Origin of the sequence: Actinocatenispora sera (assembly GCF_018324685.1) — a bacterium.
GTDB lineage: Bacteria > Actinomycetota > Actinomycetes > Mycobacteriales > Micromonosporaceae > Actinocatenispora > Actinocatenispora sera.
Genome location: NZ_AP023354.1, coordinates 485340 through 503483, shown reverse-complemented (window position 1 = coordinate 503483; position 18144 = coordinate 485340). Strand labels below are relative to the sequence as shown.

Sequence of the window (18144 nt, the reverse complement as noted above, 5' to 3'; positions counted from 1 at the left end):
TACCTGCACCTCACGTGGCTCGTTCCCCCCGTTCCCCCAGGAGAAGAGATGAAGAGAAGGGCCTTCGCGGGTCTCACCGCGGCCGGCGGCTTCGCCGCCGTGCTGGGTACGGCCGGCTGCACCGACTCGAGCGACTCGTCGTCGTCGGCGGGCGTGTTCACCGCGATCCAGACCGAGATCGACGCGAACGCGCCGATCAACCCGTACAACCAGAAGACGAACTCGTTCCCGGGCTACAACGCGATGCAGCTCGGCTGGCCGAAGAACTCGCTGACCGACGCGAACGCCTTCTACCCGGGCCTCGCGGCCAGCTGGACCGAGACGCCGGACCACCTGAAGCTGACCGTCAAGCTGCAGCCGGACGCGAAGTGGTCGGACGGCAAGCCGGTCACCGCGGACGACGTGAAGGCCTCGGCCGCGGTGTCGTTCAGCCAGGGCGGCGGCGCGTTCGCCGTGTCGCCGGGTGCGGCCGGCGGCGTCGGCGCGGTCACCGTGATCGACGCGCACACCATCGAGTTCGACCAGGCGCCGGGTTCGTCGAACAACTCGTTCCTGCGCAACGTGCTGAGCATGTACGTGATCCCGAAGTCGGTGTTCGGCCCGCAGATGCCGGACAACATCTGGGACCTGATCAAGACCGCCACCGACCCGAAGGCGGCGAAGAAGGACCAGACCGCGGCGCAGGGCAAGATCCAGGCGCTGGGCAAGAAGCTGGTGGAGTTCGGCCCGAAGAAGGACGTGTCGGCCGGCCCGTTCGTGCTGCAGCGGGTGAACCCCGGTGAGGCGGTGCTGGTCAAGAACGAGCACTTCTTCGCCGCCGACAAGATCGCCCCGAGCAAGGTCGTGCTGAAGAACTACTCGGGCAACGAGCAGATCTGGAACTACCTGATCGCCGGCGAGCTGGACGCCGCGATCTACACCGCCACGCCGGCCAACGTGCGCAAGAAGATCCTGGCCAAGCAGGGCAACAAGATGATCTCCGGGTTCAGCCCGGTGGCCGCCGCGCTGGCGTTCAACCAGTCGGTCAAGCCGCTGGACAACGTGCACGTCCGGCGCGCCCTGGCGTACCTGATCGACCGGAAGCTGACCACCAAGATCGGTGAGTCGGTCGGCGGTACGCCGTCGCAGACCACCACCGGCCTGATCTCCGACGCCGCGAACGCGTGGATCGGACAGGACGCGGTGGACAAGCTCAACCAGTACCCGCACGACGCCGCGAAGGCCGAGGCGGAGCTGAAGAAGGCCGGCATGTCCAAGAAGGGCGGCCAGTGGATCCAGGCCAACGGCAAGCCCTTCACCCTGCAGCTGCAGGTGCCGAACGGGTTCTCGGACTGGGTCGCCGGCGGCAAGTCGATCTCCAGCCAGCTGACCGACGCCGGCATCAAGACCGAGGTGAAGACCTCCGCGGACTACGCGACGTACCTGTCGGAGATCGCCGAGGGCAAGTACCAGCTGGGCTTCTGGCTGATCGCGCTCGGCCCCTCGACCTACAACGCCTACGCCCGGCTGTACGGCCCGTCGAACGGCTGGAACCAGTTCGGCGCCAACGTGCAGCACTCGGCGCCGGGCAAGAACGGCAACTGGATGGGTGGCGCGGAGAAGGCGACGATCCCCGGCCTCGGCACGATCAACCCGGGTGAGCTGACCAACAAGCTGGCCCAGGCGAACGAGGCGCAGCAGAAGGAGATCATCGCGAAGCTCGCCGCGTACAGCAACGACCAGCTGCCGGCGATCCAGATCTGGGACTACACCAACATCCAGTTCGTGAACGAGTCCCGGTTCACCAGCTTCCCGAAGGACGACTCCGACGTGCTGCGGCTGCACCCGGGTACGTGGATGCAGCTCGGCTACATCAAGAAGAAGTAGGGTCGGCGTGCTTGCGTTCCTCCGGCGTCTCGCGGGCCATGTGGTCCGCGGGATCGTCATGATCTGGGTCGTCACGACGTTCACGTTCGTGCTGGTCCGGCTGATGCCCGGGGACCCGGTGCAGACCCAGTACGAGAAGCTGCTCGCGCAGGGCGTGTCCGCCGAACAGGCGCGCGCCCAGGTGCAGGTGACGTACGGGTTCGTGCCGCACGGTTCCTGGATCTCGCAGTACGGCGACTACCTGTGGAAGTTGCTGCACTTCGACCTCGGCCAGTCGGTGTCCGCGCAGGGTGTCTCGGTGACCACCGAGGTGCTCGGCGCGGCGAAGTGGACGATCGGTCTGGTACTCGCCGGTACCCTGCTGAGCTTCGTGATCGGCGTGGTGCTGGGCGTGATCGCCGCGATGAAGCGCGAGGGTCACGTCGGCAGCATCCTGTCGCTGATCGGGTCGCTGCTGCACGGCATCCCGCAGTACGTGATGGCCCTGGTGCTGGTGACGTTCCTGACGGTGAAGTTCAAGCTGTTCTCGACCGGCCCGGTGAACGGGCTGATCGACCCCGGCTTCAACGGCCCGTACCTCGCCTCGATCATCAGTCATGCGGTGCTTCCGGCGGCGGCGTTCGCGCTGTCCAGCTTCGGCGGCTACCTGCTGACGATGAAGTCGAGCGTGGTGTCGGTGCTCGGGGACGACTTCATCCTGGCGTCGGAGCTACGCGGCATCAAACCCTCGATCATCTTCCGGTACGTGGCGCGCAACGCGCTGCTGCCGCTGTTCACCGTGCTCGCGCTGTCGCTCGGCTTCATGATCGGCGGCGCGGTGTTCATCGAGCACGCGTTCAACTATCCGGGCATGGGCGCGATGCTGATCGACAGCATCGGCGCCCGTGACTACTCGGAGATGTCCGGGGCGTTCCTGCTGATCACCGGCGCGGTGATCCTCGCGAACATCGCCGCCGACCTGCTGTACAGCGCGATCGACCCCCGGGTGCGGCACGGAGGAGCGACATGAGTACGACCGTTGATCTGCCGGTGTCGGGGCCTGCGGTGGTCCCGGCCCGGCGGACCGGGTTCTGGCGCAACCTGTGGAAGGTGCTCAAGCGCAAGCCGAGCCGGATGGTCGGTGCCGCGATCGTGGCGCTGTTCGTCCTGACCGGCATCGTCGGCCCGTGGCTGTACCCGGACAACCTGCCGCGAGACAGCGACCAGATCCTCGCCGGGCCGAGCGCGTCACACCTGCTCGGTACCGACTTCGAGGGCACCGACGTGCTCGCGCTGTTGATCACCGGTACCCGCTACGTGCTGGTCGCCGCGGCGTTCGCGGCGCTGATCACGGTGCTCATCGGTACCGCGTTCGGCCTGTACGCGGGCTACCGGCGCGGCGCGCCCGACTCGGTGTTGATGCGCATCACCGACTTCGTGCTGACCATTCCCGGGTTCCCGCTGCTGCTGGTGCTGTCCACGGTGTGGAAGTTCTCCTCCGCACTGCAGATGGGCCTGGTACTGGGGATCACCGGCTGGGGCGGCCTGGCCCGCTCGGTCCGGTCGGCGACGCTTTCCCTGCGGGAGCGGGGATTCGTCGAGGCGGCGCGCGGGCTGGGCATGCCGACCCGGCACATCGTCACCCGCGAGCTGCTGCCGAACATCGCCCCGTACGTGGCGATGAACCTGCTGATCGGCGTGACCACGTTCATCTACTCCCAGGTCGGTCTGTTCTACCTGGGCGTGCTCCCGTTCACGTCGAACAACTGGGGCGTGATGATCCAGCTCGCGGTCACCAACGGGGTGACGCAGACCGGCGCCGGACTGGGGTACCTGATGGCGCCGCTGGTGTCGATCCTGCTGCTGACGCTGGGCGTCGTGCTGCTGGTCGACGCGCTGGACGAGGTGTTCAACCCCCGGCTGCGGGAGGACTGATGACGGCGGTCACCCAACCGTCCGAAGTGGACGGCAAGAAGGTCGGCCCGGCGGTACGGATCGCGGACCTGACCGTGGCGTACCGGACGCCGGCCGGCGAGCTGCCGGCGGTGTCGAGGATCAACCTGGACCTCGCGCCGGGCTCGATCACCGGCCTGGTCGGGGAATCGGGCTCGGGCAAGTCGACGATGGCGCTGGCCATGCTCAACGCGGTACAGAAGCCGGGCCGGATCACCGGCGGCTCGATCGAGATCGACGGCCTTGGCGACGTAGTGTCGTTGGCCGGCAGGCAACTGCGGGAGGCGCGCGGCGGCGAGATCGGCTACGTCTTCCAGGCCGCGCAGAACTCGCTCAACCCGCTGAAGACGGTCGGTAAGCAGCTGCTGGACCTGGCCCGCTCGCACCACGTCGAGGACAAGCGCGCCCTGGTACGCCAGGCGAAGGACCTGCTGTCCCGGATGGGGCTGTCCGGCGACCGGGTGCTCGACTCGTACCAGCACGAGCTGTCCGGCGGGATGCGGCAGCGGGTGGGCATCATGCTGGCGCTGGTGCTCAACGCGCACCTGCTGGTGCTCGACGAGCCGACGACCGCGCTGGACATGATCTCGCAATCGAACATCCTGTCGATCATCCGGGACGTGCATGCCGAGCGCGGGCTGACCACGCTGGTGGTCACGCACGACATCGGCGTGGTCGCGGAGGTCGCCGACCGGGTGGCCGTGATGTACGGTGGGCGGCTGGTGGAGCAGGGCCCGACCACCGAGGTGCTGAAGAACCCGAAGCACCCGTACACCCGGGGCCTGATCAACGCGATCCCGCGGCTGACGGGCGATCCGGAGGTGGCGCAGCCGCTGCCCGGCCGGCCGCCGACGCTGGGCACGATCCCGAAGCAGGGCTGCGTGTTCCGGGAGCGGTGCGCGCGCTACGCCGCGGATCCGCGGGAGGACTGCGAGACCACCGATCCGTCGGCGAGCGAGATCGCCCCCGGCCGGCTGGTCGCCTGCCACCCGGTGGCGGCCGGGCTGCCGGTCGAGGCCGCGCCCGAGGCGGCGGAGGAGAACCGATGAGCGAGCGTCGGCGAGCGAAGCAGGAGTGTTGCCTGTCCAGCCTCGTCGGGCTTCCGGCGAAGGGGAAGTTCGATGAGTGCTTCCACAGTGGACAGTGGCGGTGGCGGCATCCAGGGTCGCGGCATCGTCAAGACGTTCAAGGCGCGCGGCAACGTGCTGGCCGGTTCGACGGTGCAGGCGCTGCGCGGGGTCGACTTCCAGATCCCGGCGGGCGGCGCGGCCTCGTTCATCGGCGAGTCCGGCTGCGGCAAGACCACGCTCGGCCGCATCCTCGCCGGGCTGGAGGACTACGACGCCGGCACGCTGTCGGTCAACGGCGTCGACCTGACCTCGCTGCCCAAGCGCAAGCGCGACCCGTACTTCCGGCGGATCCAGATGATCCACCAGGACCCGTACTCGGCGCTCAACCCGACCCGGACGGTCGACGCGATCCTGACCGACCCGCTGACCCTGCGCGCCAGGCAGACCGGGCGGCCGAAGTCGTGGATCGCGAAGCGACAGCGCGAGGTGCTGTCGCTGGTCGGGCTGGAACCGGAATACGTGCTGTCCCGATACCCGCACCAGCTTTCCGGCGGGATGCGCCAGCGCGTCGTCATCGCCCGGGCGCTGACCGTCGACCCGGAGGCGCTGGTCGCCGACGAGGCGGTGTCGATGATCGACGTGTCGCTGCGGCTGGGCATCCTGCGGCTGCTGCGCGAGCTGCGGGAGACCGTCGGGGTCAGCGTCCTGTTCATCACGCACGACGTGGCGACCGCCCGCTACATCGGCGCCGACGGCGACCTGTACGTGATCTACCGGGGCGAGATCATCGAGCGCGGCCCGACCGAGACGATCATCGCCAACCCGGTCCACCCGTACACCCAGTGCCTGCTGTCGGCGATCCCGGTGCTGCACGGGCTGGAGGTACCGGGGGCCGACCGGTTGACGCCGACCGAGCCGCTGGCCGACACGCAGTCCGATGCCGGCTGCCTGTTCGCGGCGCGCTGCCCGTTCGCGACCGACCGGTGCCGGACCGAGCGCCCCGAACTCGCGCATCATGGCGACACCGCCCAGCTGCACGCCTGCTTCTACCCCGAGCAGCGCCAGGTCGTCGCGGTGTCCGCGTGACCCCCGGCCCAGCGGAGTCGATCATGGTGTCGGCTGACGCGGCAAGCGCTTGCTGCGCCGCTGACGCCATGATCGACGGGACGCGGTTGGACCAGACTGACAGGGAACTCCCAGCCGGGCGGTCGCGGCTACGTCGGGTCGCTGCCGTATTCTCCCAGCGTGTCCAACGCTGAGTCGAAGCACGCCGAGTCCGAGCGTGCCGGATCCGATCGTGCCAGGTCGAAGCGCTCCGGATCCTGGCTGCGCGAGCTGATCATCCTCGTGGTGGTCGCCGTCGTGGTCGCCTTCGGCGTTCGCACCTTCATCGCCGCGTCGTTCTACATCCCGTCCGGCTCGATGGAGCACACGCTCGACATCCACGACCGGGTCCTGGTGTACAAGCTCGGCTACCGCTTCCACGACCCGAACCGCGGCGACATCGTGGTGTTCAAGGCCCCGCACCAGTGGGCCGAGGAGACCGGCGACGGCGGCGACTGGATCAAGCGGGTCATCGCCGTCGGCGGCGACAAGGTGGCGTACGACGACGCCAAGGGACGCATCACCGTCAACGGCAGGGCCATCAACGAGCCGTACATCTACCACAACGCGCAGGGCGTGCAGGACCCGCCGAGTGAGGCGCCGTTCTCGGTGACCGTGCCGAAGGGCCGGCTGTGGCTGATGGGCGACCACCGCTCCAACTCGTCCGACTCGCGCGAGCACTACCTGCAGAGCCACAACGTGATGCTGTCCACGGTGCCGGAGTCGAGGGTGGTCGGCCGCGCGTTCGCCACCTACTGGCCGCTGAACCGGATGACCTGGCTCTCCGCACCCTCGACGTTCGACTCCGTCCCCGACGCCCGCGCCGCCAACTAGCCCGGCGACCCGGCGACCCGGCGACCCGTGGCTCGCGGTCGGCGGGTGGGCTCCGCCGAGGCGTGGCCGCCTGCCGGCGCCACCAAGCCCCGGCCAGTGCCGAGGCGGCGGGCAAGGGTGCCTCAGTCGGGGGGCCAGCCGTAGCGGAGGAGCGGGGTGCCGGCGGCGACCTCGCGCAGCGCGGCGGCGACGTAGGCGACCGTGTCGGCCGGCGGTGCCGCCGCGTCGGCCCAGCACAGCTCGACGCACTTGGCCGGCTCACCGATCGCCGGGGTGCCGTCCCAGCGCGGGACCTCGAAGAACAGGTCCAGGTACTCGTGGTCGCCGGCGGTCTCCGGCGCGCGGTGCGCGACCAGGGCCAGCCGGCACGCGTCCGGCTCGACCGCGATCGTCAGCTCCTCGCGCAGCTCGCGGGCCAGCGCGCTGGCCACGTCCTCGTTGCCGTCGACGTGGCCGGCCGGCACGCACAGCTCGCCGTCGTGGTAGCCGGACCCGGCCCGCCGCATCAGCAGCACCCGATCGCCGTCGCGCAGCAGCCCGTAGACCGCCACCACCATCCGGAACCGTTGTCCTGGCACCGGCAGACCGTAGCGCTCGGCTACGACACCTGGCCGCGCGTGCTGGCGGCCACGCGGATCACGGAGTCGTGGCGGTCGCACCGACAGTCATGCGATCGAGCTTTCCGCGTGATGTCGTGCGCCGTTGGGTAGTCGTTCGCGGCGCCAGCGCGGCACCGCTGGATCGGCGACGCCGCACCGCCAAGGCGCCTGCGCATGAGCGCCCGCCCGGCAACCCCGATCGGGGTACCCGTTGACCGTCCTTTGCTCTGCTTCCGCATAGGAAGCACGTGCCGGCTGTTTCCGCTGAGTCTGCTTCCCATAAGGAAGCAGAGCGGGTCTGCTTCCCGCGCGACGGACACCGTGCTTCCTCATAGGAAGCAGAGCAAAGGGCCGTGCAGAGGGTTACCGGGTCGGGCCTGACGAGGAGCAGAGCACCCACCGCCGACGAGCCGGCGTCACTCGCGGTAACACGGAAAGGCTCACTGCCACTATCCGTCGCTCAGACCGGTAACGTGTCGCCGGCAACGCACGGGGCCGTCGGCCGGCGCGACGGTACGGTCACACCCGGTCGCTGCGTGCTAGTGGCGTGCGGTGACGTCGCGGACGAACGCGCCGAACGCGGCCGGCGACACCACCAGCACCGGCCCGTCCGGATCCTTCGAGTCCCGTACCGCGGCCCACCCCACCCCGTCCGCCACCTCGACGCGCGCGTTCGCCCCGGTGGAGCTACTGGACTTCCGCCAGGCTGTGCCAGCAGCGACCTCGACACAGTTGTCGGCTCCGCCCGAACTGCGGCTGGACTTCCGCCAAGAGGTACCGGTCAGATCTGGCACGAGCATGGCGAACTCTCCGCTCTAAAGGTTGTCCCGTAATGATCTTGATGGGTTGACGCGGAAGGACTTCACGGCCGCGTCGGGCCGGTCATACGACCATGGTCAGGTTGCGCATCAACGCGATACCGGCGGCGGCGTACCAGACGCCTCGTTGTTTGCGGCGGCAGTCGCGGAGGATCTTCCAGGACTTCATGTGGGCGAAGCAGTGCTCGACGCGGGCGCGGATACGGCGGTGGACGGTGTTGAGGTCCTGTTTCCACTGCGGCAGCGGCGGTTCACCCTCGCGCGGCTTGCGGTAGGGCATGATTACCTCCGGGTTGCCCTGGTAGCCGCCGTCGGCCATTACCGCCGCGCCGGCGCACTGTTGGTCGACGCCGGAGTCGGTGTAGGCGCGGCAGTCGTTGCGGTTGCCGGGCAACGGATCTCCGACCGCGACGGTCAGGCGGGTGTTGGCGTCGATGGCCACTTGCAGGTTGGTGGAGTACCGGTAGTTCTTCGACCGGGCCGACATGTTCCGGTCGTGGGTGGGCGCCAGCGTGCCGTCCACGATCAGGACCGTGTCGGGTCGGTGCCGGCGGCTCTGGGGCTCCAGTACCAGGTGTGGGGCCAGGTGATCGACGATGCGCCCGGCGGCCGACTTCGATACTCCGAACAGCGGCGCGATCTGCCGCAGGGTCAGGTTGGTGCGGTAGTAGGTGGCCACCAACAGCACCCGGTCGGCCAGCGGGAGCCCCCACCGGCGGCCAGCGCCGGTCTGCTGTCCGCCGCGACCAGCCACGATGGCCACCAGCTTGCCGAACTGCCGGGCTGACAGGCCGGTGAACACCGGGATCCACTGCGGCTGATCGGACCTGATCGTCTGCTCCACACCAAGGTCAACGACCGAGCGGACCAACGATTACGGGACAACCTTTAGCTGAGGTCGCGAATGCGTCTCATGAGCATTCGTTGCGTCGTCGGCTTGTCGGCTCCGGACGCCATCAGCTTATTGCAGACGTATCCGTAGACTTCGATGTCCTCGGGCTGGTCGATGTACACCGAGTCCGTCAGCCACTCGACGTAAGCGAATGAGGCCGCGAGGTCGATCATGCGGAACATCGCGAACGAGGTGCCGAGAGCCGCATGCCCACCCGCCTCGTAGGGGATGAGCTGGATGCTGACGTTCTCTTGCTTGTTCAGCGTGTGCAGGTGCAGCAACTGTTCGCGAAGCACGTCGGCACCACCCACCGGCCGATGCAAGACGGCTTCGCCGAGCATGATCCAGATCTTGAACGAGGAGTCGGTCAAGCGCTCCTGGCGACCCAGCCGAGTCGCGACCGCGTCGTCGACTGAGCCTGGCGGAACTGAGGGGTCGGGCAATGGGGCTGCGGTTCGGGTACACGTTGATGCGGGTACGGCCGGCGGACGACGGGACGCACTACGACGACGTCGCGGTCGAGGAGTTCGCCGTGGACAGCGACGACGAACTGCGGGAACGCAAGCTCGCGCTGCACTCCTGGGCGACCGCGCTGCTGGCCGACCTGCGGCCCGAACTGTCGCTGTACTACGCCGTCTACAGCACCCTGGACGAGGACGGCAACACCGGCTGGCCGTTCGGTACCGAGCACATCGTCTGGGACGAGACTCACGAGGTCGTGCCGTCCCGCTGGGAATTTCAGCGCAGGGCGTCCAGCAGCGACCGGAGCGCGTCGGCGACCCGGCCCGGGGCGGTCGCCGCCGCGAGCCGATGAGCGTCCAGCCGCAGTTCGCGGCTCTGGGGCACCGAGGATCGGTCTAGGGTCGGGGAAAGCGACGGAGGGGGCGGTGGCGGTGGCCACGGTGCGGTACCTGGTGGACGATGTCGACGCGGCGATCGCGTTCTACTGCGGGCACCTCGGGTTCCACGAGGTGATGCACCCGGCGCCGCCGTTCGCGATGCTGACCCGCGGCGACCTGCGCTTCCTGCTCGTCGCGCCGATCGCCACGGACCAGGCGGGTGGCGGCTCGCGGCCGATGGCCGACGGTACGGTCCAGGCGCCGGGCGGCTGGAACCGCATCGTGCTTGAGGTCGACGACCTGGACGCCGAGGTCACCAGGCTGCGTACCGCGGGCGTACCGTTCCGGGCCGACCCGGTCACCGGCATCGGCGGCCGGCAGGCACTCGTCCAGGACCCCGCCGGCAACCTGGTCGAACTCTTCCAGCCCATCATCCCCGAAGCCCACGAATCCGCCGCGGGCCAGTGACCGCGAGGGCCGGACGGGCGCGCATCCTGATCCGGTGAGCAAGGAAGCCTGGGACGCGCTGAGCAACGTCGAGTACGCCTTCGTCATCAACGCGATCGAGCACGACATTCTCCCGGGTTTCTTCGGCGATCTCACCGAGGAGGAGCGGGAACTTCCGCTGCCGGAACTCGCCGCGGTGCTGATGTCGCTGATCGACCGTGGTTGGATCGAGGTTCGGCCGTACCGGGAATGGATCGCCGAGGATGGGCAGCCCGGGCTGCGGCCGGGCGAGGCGTTGAGCCGGAGCGAGATCGTGGCGCTCCTGGCGGTACCGGACACGTGGGAGCAGCGGGCCGGTCCGAGCTGGATCGGGGCGCCGAACCTGGTCCTCACGCCGCTCGGCGACCGGGTGATGCACTGATCCGCGTCGAGTCGATCGACCGCACGCCCACGAATCCATGGCTGTCGGCGCGGACCCCGACCAGGCGACGGCCGACAATCGCCGCGGTTCGGCCGGCCGCGCCGCCGGGGTGGCCGGTGCTCGGACACGCCGGCGCGCGATCCGCCCGTGCCGGTCAGGTCAGGGTGTGGCGCAGGGCGGTGACGCGGTCGGCGGCGGTGACGAACGTGTCGTGGTCGAGGGTGCCGTCGTCCAGCGCGGCGCTCAGCGCGTCGGCGGCCGAGTCGCCGGCGCTCTCGCTGGTGCACAGCATCAGGTCCATCCCGGCGCCGGCGGCGAGCACGGCGCGGTTGCCGACACCGCCGTACGAGGAGAGCGCGCCGGCACTCATCGAGTCGGTGACGGTGACGCCGCCGAAGCCGAGCCGGCTACGCAGCTCGCCGCCGACGATCGTCTTCGACAGCCCTGCCGGGCGGGACGCGTCCAGGCTCGGGTAGACCGCCCAGGAACACATCACCAGCTTGACACCGGCACTGATGGACGCCGCGTACGCCGCCTCGTCGACCGACCGCAGCGTGCCGGCCGAGACATGCAGCGTGACCGGCACGTTGTCGGTGTTCTGGCGGGCGGTCGCCGCGCCGAGGCCCGGGAAGTGCTTGGCGGTGGCGGCCACCCCGGTCGCCTGTTGCGCGCCGACGAACGCGCCACCGCAGTCGTTGCAGACGCCGGCGTCCGTGCTGTACGAACGCCCGTACTGGTCGAGGAAGTCGCCGGCCGTCCGGTACACGCCGAGCACCGGCGCCAGGTTCAGGTTCATCCCGACTCCGGCCAGGTTGTTGCCGGCGCCGGTACCCGCGGTCCGCGCCGCGTCGGTCGGATCGCTCGACGCCCCGACCTGCTTCTCCGACTGGTCCGGCGCGCCGGGCAGCCGGCGTACCTGACCGCCCTCCTGATCGGTGAGCAGCAGCAGCGGGGCGTCGACCGGGCTGTCCGCCGCGGCGTCGCGCAGCTGGTCGATCACCGAGGCGATCTGCGACTCGGACGAGATGTTGCCGCCGAAGAACAGCACCCCGGCGGTGCCGCCCGACCGGATCGTGGCCAGCAGCGAGTCGGGCGGGGTGAGGCCGGAGTACGCGTGGATGACGCGCTGGCCGGCGAGCACCTGGGAGGTGGCGGCACGTGCCGGCCGGGACCGGGACAGCAGTACCGGGCCGGCGGCGGCCAGCCCCGCGGCGGCGAGCAGCGAACGGCGGGTGACGGACATGGCGGCCTCCTCGGTACGGGATGCGCATTCCAGTCAAAATCTACCGAGGCTGGCCACAGATGTGAAGCTTTTGACCAAATTCGGAGCTTTCCGGCGCGGTTGCCCGTTCCCACGCTCTGCGAACCGCGCTGCCCGGGGCTGGCGCGCGCCCCGGGACCGCGGTGCGGTCAGGCGGGCGGGTCATCGCCGGGTGGTCAGGCAGGCGGGTACAGGAGGACGCGGACGGCCGGCCTGCCGTCGAGGGCGGAGCGGATCAGCGGTTCGACGTCGGACCAGGGCAGGCCACCGTGACCGCAGCCGAGGGCCGGCACGGCGAGCGAGCGCAGGCCGAGGCGGTCGATCGTGGCGACCAGGTCGGCGAGGCCGGCCTCGACGTCGGCCAGCCGGGACGCCGATCGCCAGTGCCGCTTGGTCGGAAAGTTGAGCACGTACCGCGGGGCAGACCCGGCGCCGGTCGGCCACACGCGCATCCGGCCGACCGCGAGCCGCCCCTCCTGCGCCGCCCGCCGATAGTCGCGGTACATCGCGGGATACGCCTGCCGGAACGCCAGCGCCAGCCCCTTGCCCATGACGCCAACCGTGTTGACCGGATTGACCAGCGCCTCGACCTCGGCTGTCAACAGGTCGCCGCGCGCCACGGTGATCGTCATGCCCGTGTCGTACCAGCCGGGTCCGACATTCCCGACCGCCCCGGCATCCCGCTCCGGACCACCGGTCCGGAAGCGCGGTTGGTCGGGTCAGCTGGGGTTGTGGGCTTTGGCGTAGTTGGCGAGCCAGGCGACCTGGTCGGGGTCGAGCGAGGGGCGGACCCGGTCGCGGGCGGCGGCCACGTTGGCGGCGGTGACCTCGGTGGCGGTCAGCGACTCGCGCATCGCGGCGAGCGCGGCCTCGCGTACCAGGGCGGCGCAGTCGGCGGAGGAGAAGCCGTCCAGGTCCGCAGCGAGCGACGGCAGGTCGACGTCGTCCGCGAGCGGTACCTTCCGCGCGGCGGAACCGAGGATCGCGGTGCGGGCCTCGGTGTCCGGCGGCGGCACGTACACCAGGCGTTCCAGCCGGCCGGGGCGCAGCAGCGCCGGGTCGATCAGATCGGGCCGGTTGGTGGCGCCGACGACCACGACGTTGCGCAGCGACTCCACCCCGTCCAGCTCGGTGAGCAGCGAGGCGACCACCCGGTCGGTGGTACCGCCGTCGGTGGCCTGGCCGCGGACCGGTGCCAGCGCGTCGATCTCGTCCAGGAACACCAGCGACGGGGACGCGTCGCGGGCCCGGCGGAACAGCTCGCGCACCGCGCGCTCGGAGTCGCCGACCCACTTGGACAGCAGCTCGGCGCCCTTGACCGACAGCACGTTCGCCTTTCCCTGGCCGGCGATCGCGCGCACCAGGAACGTCTTGCCGCAGCCGGGCGGGCCGTAGAGCAGCACGCCGCGCGGCGGCTCGATGCCGAGCCGGTCGAACGTGTCCGGGTAGGTCAGCGGCCACAACACGGCCTCGGTGAGGGTCTGCTTGACCTCGGTCATGTCGCCGACGTCGTCCAGCGTCACGCCGGAAACATCCACAGTGGACTCGGTCATCGCGGTGGGCCGCACCACCTCCAGCGCCGCGTCGAAGTCGGCCGCGCTGATGGCCGGCTCGGCCAGCGACTCGGTGTCGGGATCCTCGGCGGCGGTCGCCACGGCGTTGCGGTGCCGGACCGCGGCGCGCACCCCGGCCTCCCGGACCAGCGCGAGCAGGTCGGCCGTGACGAACCCGGGAGTACGGGCGACCACGTCGTCGAGCCGCACGTCCTCGGCGAGCTTGACGTCGCGGGTGAGCACGCCGAGCAGCTCGCGCCGCTCCGCCGCGTCCGGCAGCGGCACCGCGATCTCGTGGCCGAGCAGTTCCGGCCCGCGCAGCTGCGGGTCCACGTCCTCCGGCCGGCTGGTGGTACACACCACGGCGACGCCGGCGTCCAGCGCGGCCCGCACGGTACGGCGGAACACGGTGGCGAGCGGCCCCGGCGCGTCGCGTGGCGCGAGCGCGTCCACGTCGGACACCAGCAGTACGGCGGGGGCGACGTCCCGCGCGCGCACCACCGCGTCGGCGAGCCGGGCCGCGGCCGGATCGTTGGCCAGCGCCGCGACCTCCGGCGCCCAGACGGTGACCACGGTGGCGGACACCTCGTCGGCGACCGCCCGGACCAGGGTGGACTTCCCCGAGCCGGCCTGGCCGGTGACGAGCACGCCGAGGCTCGCGGTGGTGCCGAGCCTGGCCAGGATCTCGCCGTGGTGGAAGCCGAGGTCGAGCAGCTCGGTGAGCTCCTGCGCCTGCGGCCGCAGCCCGGCCAGATCGGCCACCTCGACCGGCTCCTGGTCGATCGTCTCCAGCGTGTCCACTGTGGACTGGTGGGTCGGCGCCGGGGTCGCGCTCGACCGGGTGGCCGGCCCGTCCTGCCAGCGCACCACGGTGTCCATGGTGACCACGCCGGGCCCGGCCGAGTCGGTGTCGGTCACCGTCAGCAGCAGCGACACCCAGCCCATGCCCAGGCTGTTGGACAGGCTGCGCTTGGTCGCCTCCACCGGCGGGGCCGCCGCCCCGGCCGCCACCCACCGCGCGGCGGTCCGGCCGCCCGCGGCCGGCGCCACGTCCTGCGGCAGCAGCGACACGTTGTCACCGGCGGTGACTACCTTGCCCAGCAGCGCCAGCCGCAGCATCTCCGGCGACAGCAGCGCCACCGTCTGCGCCGGCCCGGCCACCTGCACCGTACGGGCCGCGGTCACCGGCGCGGGCGCCACGGTGACCTCGGCGCCGTCCCGTACTCCGAGGTTGCCGAGGGTGAGATCGTCCGCGTACAGCAGGGCACGGCTGGCGTCCGCCTCGGCCGGCAACGCCAGCCCGGCCGAGGCCCGCCGGCCGGTCAGCAGCACCGGCGCGCCGGTCGACAGCCCGAGCGCGGCGATCACCTCCGGATGCAGCCGGACGATGCCGCGCCGGCCGTCCAGCGCGGCGGGCCGCAGGCTGGCGGTCAGGGTCAGGGAGCTGGTCTGGCTGGTCACGCGGCGAGCCTATCCGCACCCCGCGACCGCCGGCCGCACCCCGACGCGGCCCTGCGGCGCGACCGCTCCGACGCACCGCGGCGCGACTGCTCCGACGCACGGCGGCGCGACCGCTCCGACGCACGGCGGCGTGGCCGCTTCGAGGCACCGCGGCGCGACCGTTCCGACCGCGGCGGCGCGACCGCTGAGACGCAGCGCCGCGGCGTGACCGCTTTGTTGGGACGGCGGAGGCTCGATCCGTACCGGGCGGGCGGGTCGGCGCCCGAAGTGTGGGGAATGTGCCGCCGTTGGCTGAGGCGCCGCTGTGGAACGGCGGCGATGCGATCATGCCGCCGCGTACCGTTGGCGCATGCCGCGCCTGCTGCCCCGCCGGACCCGCGACCGGGTCGTCGCAGCGATCGTCGTTCTCGCGGTGGTTGCCGGCCTGACCGTGTTCTTCGTGGTCCGCGCGCTGCCCGGCTACCGGGTGCAGAACCAGTTCGTCGCGGTGCGCACCGGCCCGCACGACGACCAGCGGGTCCGCCTGGACACCGCGCTCTACCTGCCCGACTCCGGCAAGCCCGCCCCCGCGGTACTGCTCGCGCACGGGCTCGGTGGCACCAAGGCCAGCGTTGCCGGCGACGCGAAGGACCTGGCCCGGCTCGGCTACGTGGTGCTGACCTGGACCGCCCAGGGCTTCGGCCGTTCCGGCGGCGAGATCCACCTGGACAGCCCGGACTGGGAGGTCAAGGACGCGCGGCGGCTGATCGACTGGCTCGGGCAGCGCCCCGAGGTGGCAACCGACGGCCCGGACGATCCGCGCGTCGCCGCCGTCGGCGGATCGTACGGCGGGGCGCTGACCCTGCTGCTCGCCGCCGCGGACCGGCGGGTCGACGCGATCGTCCCGCAGATCACCTGGCACGACCTGGGCACCGCGCTGTTCCCCGAGTCGACCGGCCGACCGGCCACCGACGGGGTGCTCAAGCAGGCCTGGCTGGGCAGCCTGTTCACCGCCGGGCTGCGCACCGGGCGGCCGCCGTCGGCGGCCAGCCGCTCGACGGCGCCGGACCCGGCCGCGGTCGGCTGCGGGCGCTGGGCGGCCGACGTGTGCCGGATGTACCGGCAGGTGCTCGCCGACGGGAGGCCGAACGCGGCGGCCGTCGCGTTGCTCCGCCGCTCCTCGCCGGCCCCGGTCCTGGCTCGCATCCACGCGCCGACGCTGCTGGTCCAGGGGCTGTCGGACACGCTGTTCCCGCTGTCCGAGGCGGATGCGAACGCGCGCGGCATCACCCATGCGCCGGTCCGGGTGGCGTGGTTCTCCGGCGGCCACGACGGCGGCGACGGCTCGGCCGCCGACCACGACCGGATCCGCCAGCTCACCGCGGGCTGGCTCGACCGGTACCTGCGCGGTAACGGCGGCGACACGTCGGACTCGTTCACGTTCAGCCGGATCGTGGGGTACGACCGGTCCGCCGACGCGGTCCGCACCACCGCGATGTCCGCACCGCGCTATCCCGGGCTGCACCGGTCCGGCCCGCAGGTCGCGCTGCGCGGCCCGACCCAGCCGGTGGCCGGCCCGCCGAACGGGACGCCGGCCGCCACCTCCACGATTCCCGGCGTCGGCATCGCCGGCGAGACGCCGGCCACCGAGATCCCCGGCCAGGCCGCCGCGTTCTCCTCGACCACGCTGACCGCACCGGTCGACCTCACCGGCGCCGCCCGGGTACCGATCCGCGTCGGCGCCACGAGCCCCGGCGGCGTGCTGTTCGCCAAGCTGTACGACGTGGCGCCGGACGGCGGGCAGCGCCTCGTCGCCGGCCAGGCCGCTCCGATCCGGGTCACCGGCAGCGGCGCCGCCACCGTCACGCTGCCCGGCATGGTGTACCGGTTCGCCACCGGACACCGGATCCGGCTGGTGGTCGACACCGCCGACCGGGCGTACGCGGGCCCGCGCCAGCCCGCGACCTACACCGTCGCGGTGACCGGCGCGCTGCGCCTGCCCACCGTCGCCGCCACCCCGCTCACCGACCCCTCCGGCATCTGGTACTGGCTGCTTGCCGCCGCGGTGGTGCTCGCCGCGCTGGTGGTCGCGGCGGCGCTGGTGATCGCCCGGCTCCGGCGACGCGGCCGGCAGCGGGCGGTGGTCGCCGAGCTGGCCGGCACCCCGCTCGCGGTGCGCGGGCTGCGCAAGACCTACCGGGACGGCTTCGTCGCGGTCCGCGGCACCAGCTTCACCGTGGAGCCGGGTCAGGTCGTCGGCCTGCTCGGCCCGAACGGCGCCGGCAAGACCACCACGCTGCGGATGGTGCTGGGGCTGATCCGGCCGACCGCGGGCGAGGCGCTGCTGTTCGGCCACCGGGCCGGCCCGGGCGCACCGGTGCTGTCCCGGATCGGCGCCCTGGTCGAGGGGCCCGGGTTCCTGCCGCACCTGTCCGGCCTGGACAACCTCACCCTGTACTGGAGGGCCACCGGCCGCCCGCTCGACGACGCGCGGATCGACGAGGTGCTCGACATCGCCGACCTCGGCGACGCGATCCACCGGCGGGTCCGGGCGTACAGCCACGGGATGCGCCAGCGGCTCGCCATCGCCCAGGCCATGCTCGGCCTGCCCGACCTGCTGATCCTGGACGAGCCGACCGACGGGCTGGACCCGCCGCAGATCGCCGAGATGCGCCGGGTGCTGCAGCGCTACGCCACCGACGGCCGCGCGGTGCTGGTCTCCAGCCACCTGCTGGCCGAGGTCGAGCAGACGTGTACGCACGTGGTGGTGATGCGCCGCGGCGAGCTGGTGGCGGCCGGTCCGGTCGCCGAGATCATCGGCGACTCGCCCAGCGTGCTGGTCGGCGTCGCCGACCCGGACGCGGCCGAGCCGCTGCTCTCCGCCGTACCGGGGGTGGCGACGGTGGCGCGGGCCGACGGCGGCCTGCTGGTCGAGCTCGCCGACGGTACGCCCCGGCACCGGCTGGTCGACGCGCTGGTCGACGGCGGCGTCGAGGTCGACCGGCTGGTACCGCGGCGCCGGTTGGAGGACGCCTTCCTCGCCCTGCTCGACCGGGGCGAGTCATGAG

Annotated in this window: 17 protein-coding genes; 10 read left to right on the top strand and 7 right to left on the bottom strand. The window is 71.5% G+C overall.

Features of this window, described 5'->3' with window-relative positions:
- Window positions 1-48 precede the first annotated feature (48 nt).
- The 6 genes from Asera_RS02305 (at window position 49) to lepB (ending at window position 6806) form a co-directional block, all read left to right on the top strand.
- On the top strand, window positions 49-1866 hold the full coding sequence (locus tag Asera_RS02305) for an ABC transporter substrate-binding protein (protein ID WP_030450002.1): 1818 nt from the start codon (window positions 49-51) through the stop codon (window positions 1864-1866).
- A 58-nt stretch (window positions 1867-1924) separates the two neighbouring features.
- Complete coding sequence (locus Asera_RS02300; RefSeq protein WP_051803129.1) at window positions 1925-2875, top strand: ABC transporter permease; 951 nt, start codon at window positions 1925-1927, stop codon at window positions 2873-2875.
- Window positions 2872-3780 carry an ABC transporter permease gene (locus Asera_RS02295; RefSeq protein ID WP_030450000.1) on the top strand — a complete coding sequence of 303 codons (909 nt, stop codon included), beginning with the start codon at window positions 2872-2874 and terminating at the stop codon, window positions 3778-3780. The genes Asera_RS02300 and Asera_RS02295 overlap by 4 nt, the downstream gene beginning before the upstream one ends.
- A complete protein-coding gene (locus Asera_RS02290) occupies window positions 3780-4847 on the top strand; it encodes an ABC transporter ATP-binding protein (RefSeq protein ID WP_051803127.1) in 1068 nt (355 codons plus the stop codon). Before Asera_RS02295 ends, Asera_RS02290 begins: the two co-directional genes overlap by 1 nt.
- A 72-nt stretch (window positions 4848-4919) precedes the next feature.
- Window positions 4920-5954: an ABC transporter ATP-binding protein gene (locus Asera_RS02285; RefSeq protein WP_051803126.1), complete on the top strand. Its 1035-nt coding sequence runs from the start codon at window positions 4920-4922 to the stop codon at window positions 5952-5954.
- A 159-nt stretch (window positions 5955-6113) separates the two neighbouring features.
- On the top strand, window positions 6114-6806 hold the full coding sequence (gene lepB / locus Asera_RS02280; RefSeq protein ID WP_425305934.1) for a signal peptidase I: 693 nt from the start codon (window positions 6114-6116) through the stop codon (window positions 6804-6806).
- 122 nt (window positions 6807-6928) lie between these two features.
- Here the strand turns inward: lepB and Asera_RS02275 are convergent, their stop codons facing one another.
- From Asera_RS02275 to Asera_RS02260, 4 genes are all read right to left on the bottom strand, one after another.
- A complete protein-coding gene (locus Asera_RS02275) occupies window positions 6929-7384 on the bottom strand; it encodes an NUDIX domain-containing protein (RefSeq protein ID WP_030449996.1) in 456 nt (151 codons plus the stop codon).
- A gap of 560 nt (window positions 7385-7944) precedes the next feature.
- A complete protein-coding gene (locus tag Asera_RS02270) occupies window positions 7945-8205 on the bottom strand; it encodes a DUF397 domain-containing protein (protein WP_030449995.1) in 261 nt (86 codons plus the stop codon).
- Between the two features lie 82 nt (window positions 8206-8287).
- Window positions 8288-9067, bottom strand: a complete 780-nt coding sequence (locus tag Asera_RS02265; protein WP_212804483.1) for a transposase — start codon at window positions 9065-9067, stop codon at window positions 8288-8290.
- Between the two features lie 44 nt (window positions 9068-9111).
- Window positions 9112-9558: a DUF5753 domain-containing protein gene (locus tag Asera_RS02260; RefSeq protein ID WP_244843706.1), complete on the bottom strand. Its 447-nt coding sequence runs from the start codon at window positions 9556-9558 to the stop codon at window positions 9112-9114.
- On the opposite strand from Asera_RS02260, the gene Asera_RS02255 reads away from it, so the two are divergent.
- The 3 genes from Asera_RS02255 (at window position 9558) to Asera_RS02245 (ending at window position 10822) form a co-directional block, all read left to right on the top strand.
- Window positions 9558-9929 (top strand): hypothetical protein, encoded by a 372-nt coding sequence (locus Asera_RS02255; RefSeq protein WP_030448873.1) that lies wholly within the window; start codon window positions 9558-9560, stop codon window positions 9927-9929. The two genes, Asera_RS02260 and Asera_RS02255, sit on opposite strands and share 1 nt — an antisense overlap.
- Before the next feature lie 73 nt (window positions 9930-10002).
- The gene (locus Asera_RS02250; protein WP_030448872.1) at window positions 10003-10422 is read left to right on the top strand and encodes a VOC family protein; all 420 of its coding nucleotides are present in this window, start codon (window positions 10003-10005) and stop codon (window positions 10420-10422) included.
- Between the two features lie 34 nt (window positions 10423-10456).
- On the top strand, window positions 10457-10822 hold the full coding sequence (locus Asera_RS02245; protein ID WP_030448871.1) for a hypothetical protein: 366 nt from the start codon (window positions 10457-10459) through the stop codon (window positions 10820-10822).
- 154 nt (window positions 10823-10976) lie between these two features.
- On the opposite strand, the gene Asera_RS02240 is transcribed toward Asera_RS02245, so the two are convergent.
- From Asera_RS02240 to Asera_RS02230, 3 genes are all read right to left on the bottom strand, one after another.
- Window positions 10977-12065 (bottom strand): glycoside hydrolase family 3 N-terminal domain-containing protein, encoded by a 1089-nt coding sequence (locus Asera_RS02240; protein ID WP_030448870.1) that lies wholly within the window; start codon window positions 12063-12065, stop codon window positions 10977-10979.
- A gap of 194 nt (window positions 12066-12259) precedes the next feature.
- Entirely contained in the window at window positions 12260-12715 is a 456-nt protein-coding gene (locus Asera_RS02235; protein WP_030448869.1) for a macro domain-containing protein, read from the bottom strand.
- 87 nt (window positions 12716-12802) lie between these two features.
- Window positions 12803-15097, bottom strand: coding sequence for an AAA family ATPase (locus Asera_RS02230; RefSeq protein WP_244843705.1), 2295 nt, complete (start codon window positions 15095-15097; stop codon window positions 12803-12805).
- 349 nt (window positions 15098-15446) lie between these two features.
- Here Asera_RS02230 and Asera_RS02225 point away from each other — a divergent pair, with 349 nt between their 5' ends.
- Complete coding sequence (locus tag Asera_RS02225; RefSeq protein ID WP_051802828.1) at window positions 15447-18143, top strand: alpha/beta fold hydrolase; 2697 nt, start codon at window positions 15447-15449, stop codon at window positions 18141-18143.
- Window position 18144 lies beyond the last annotated feature (1 nt).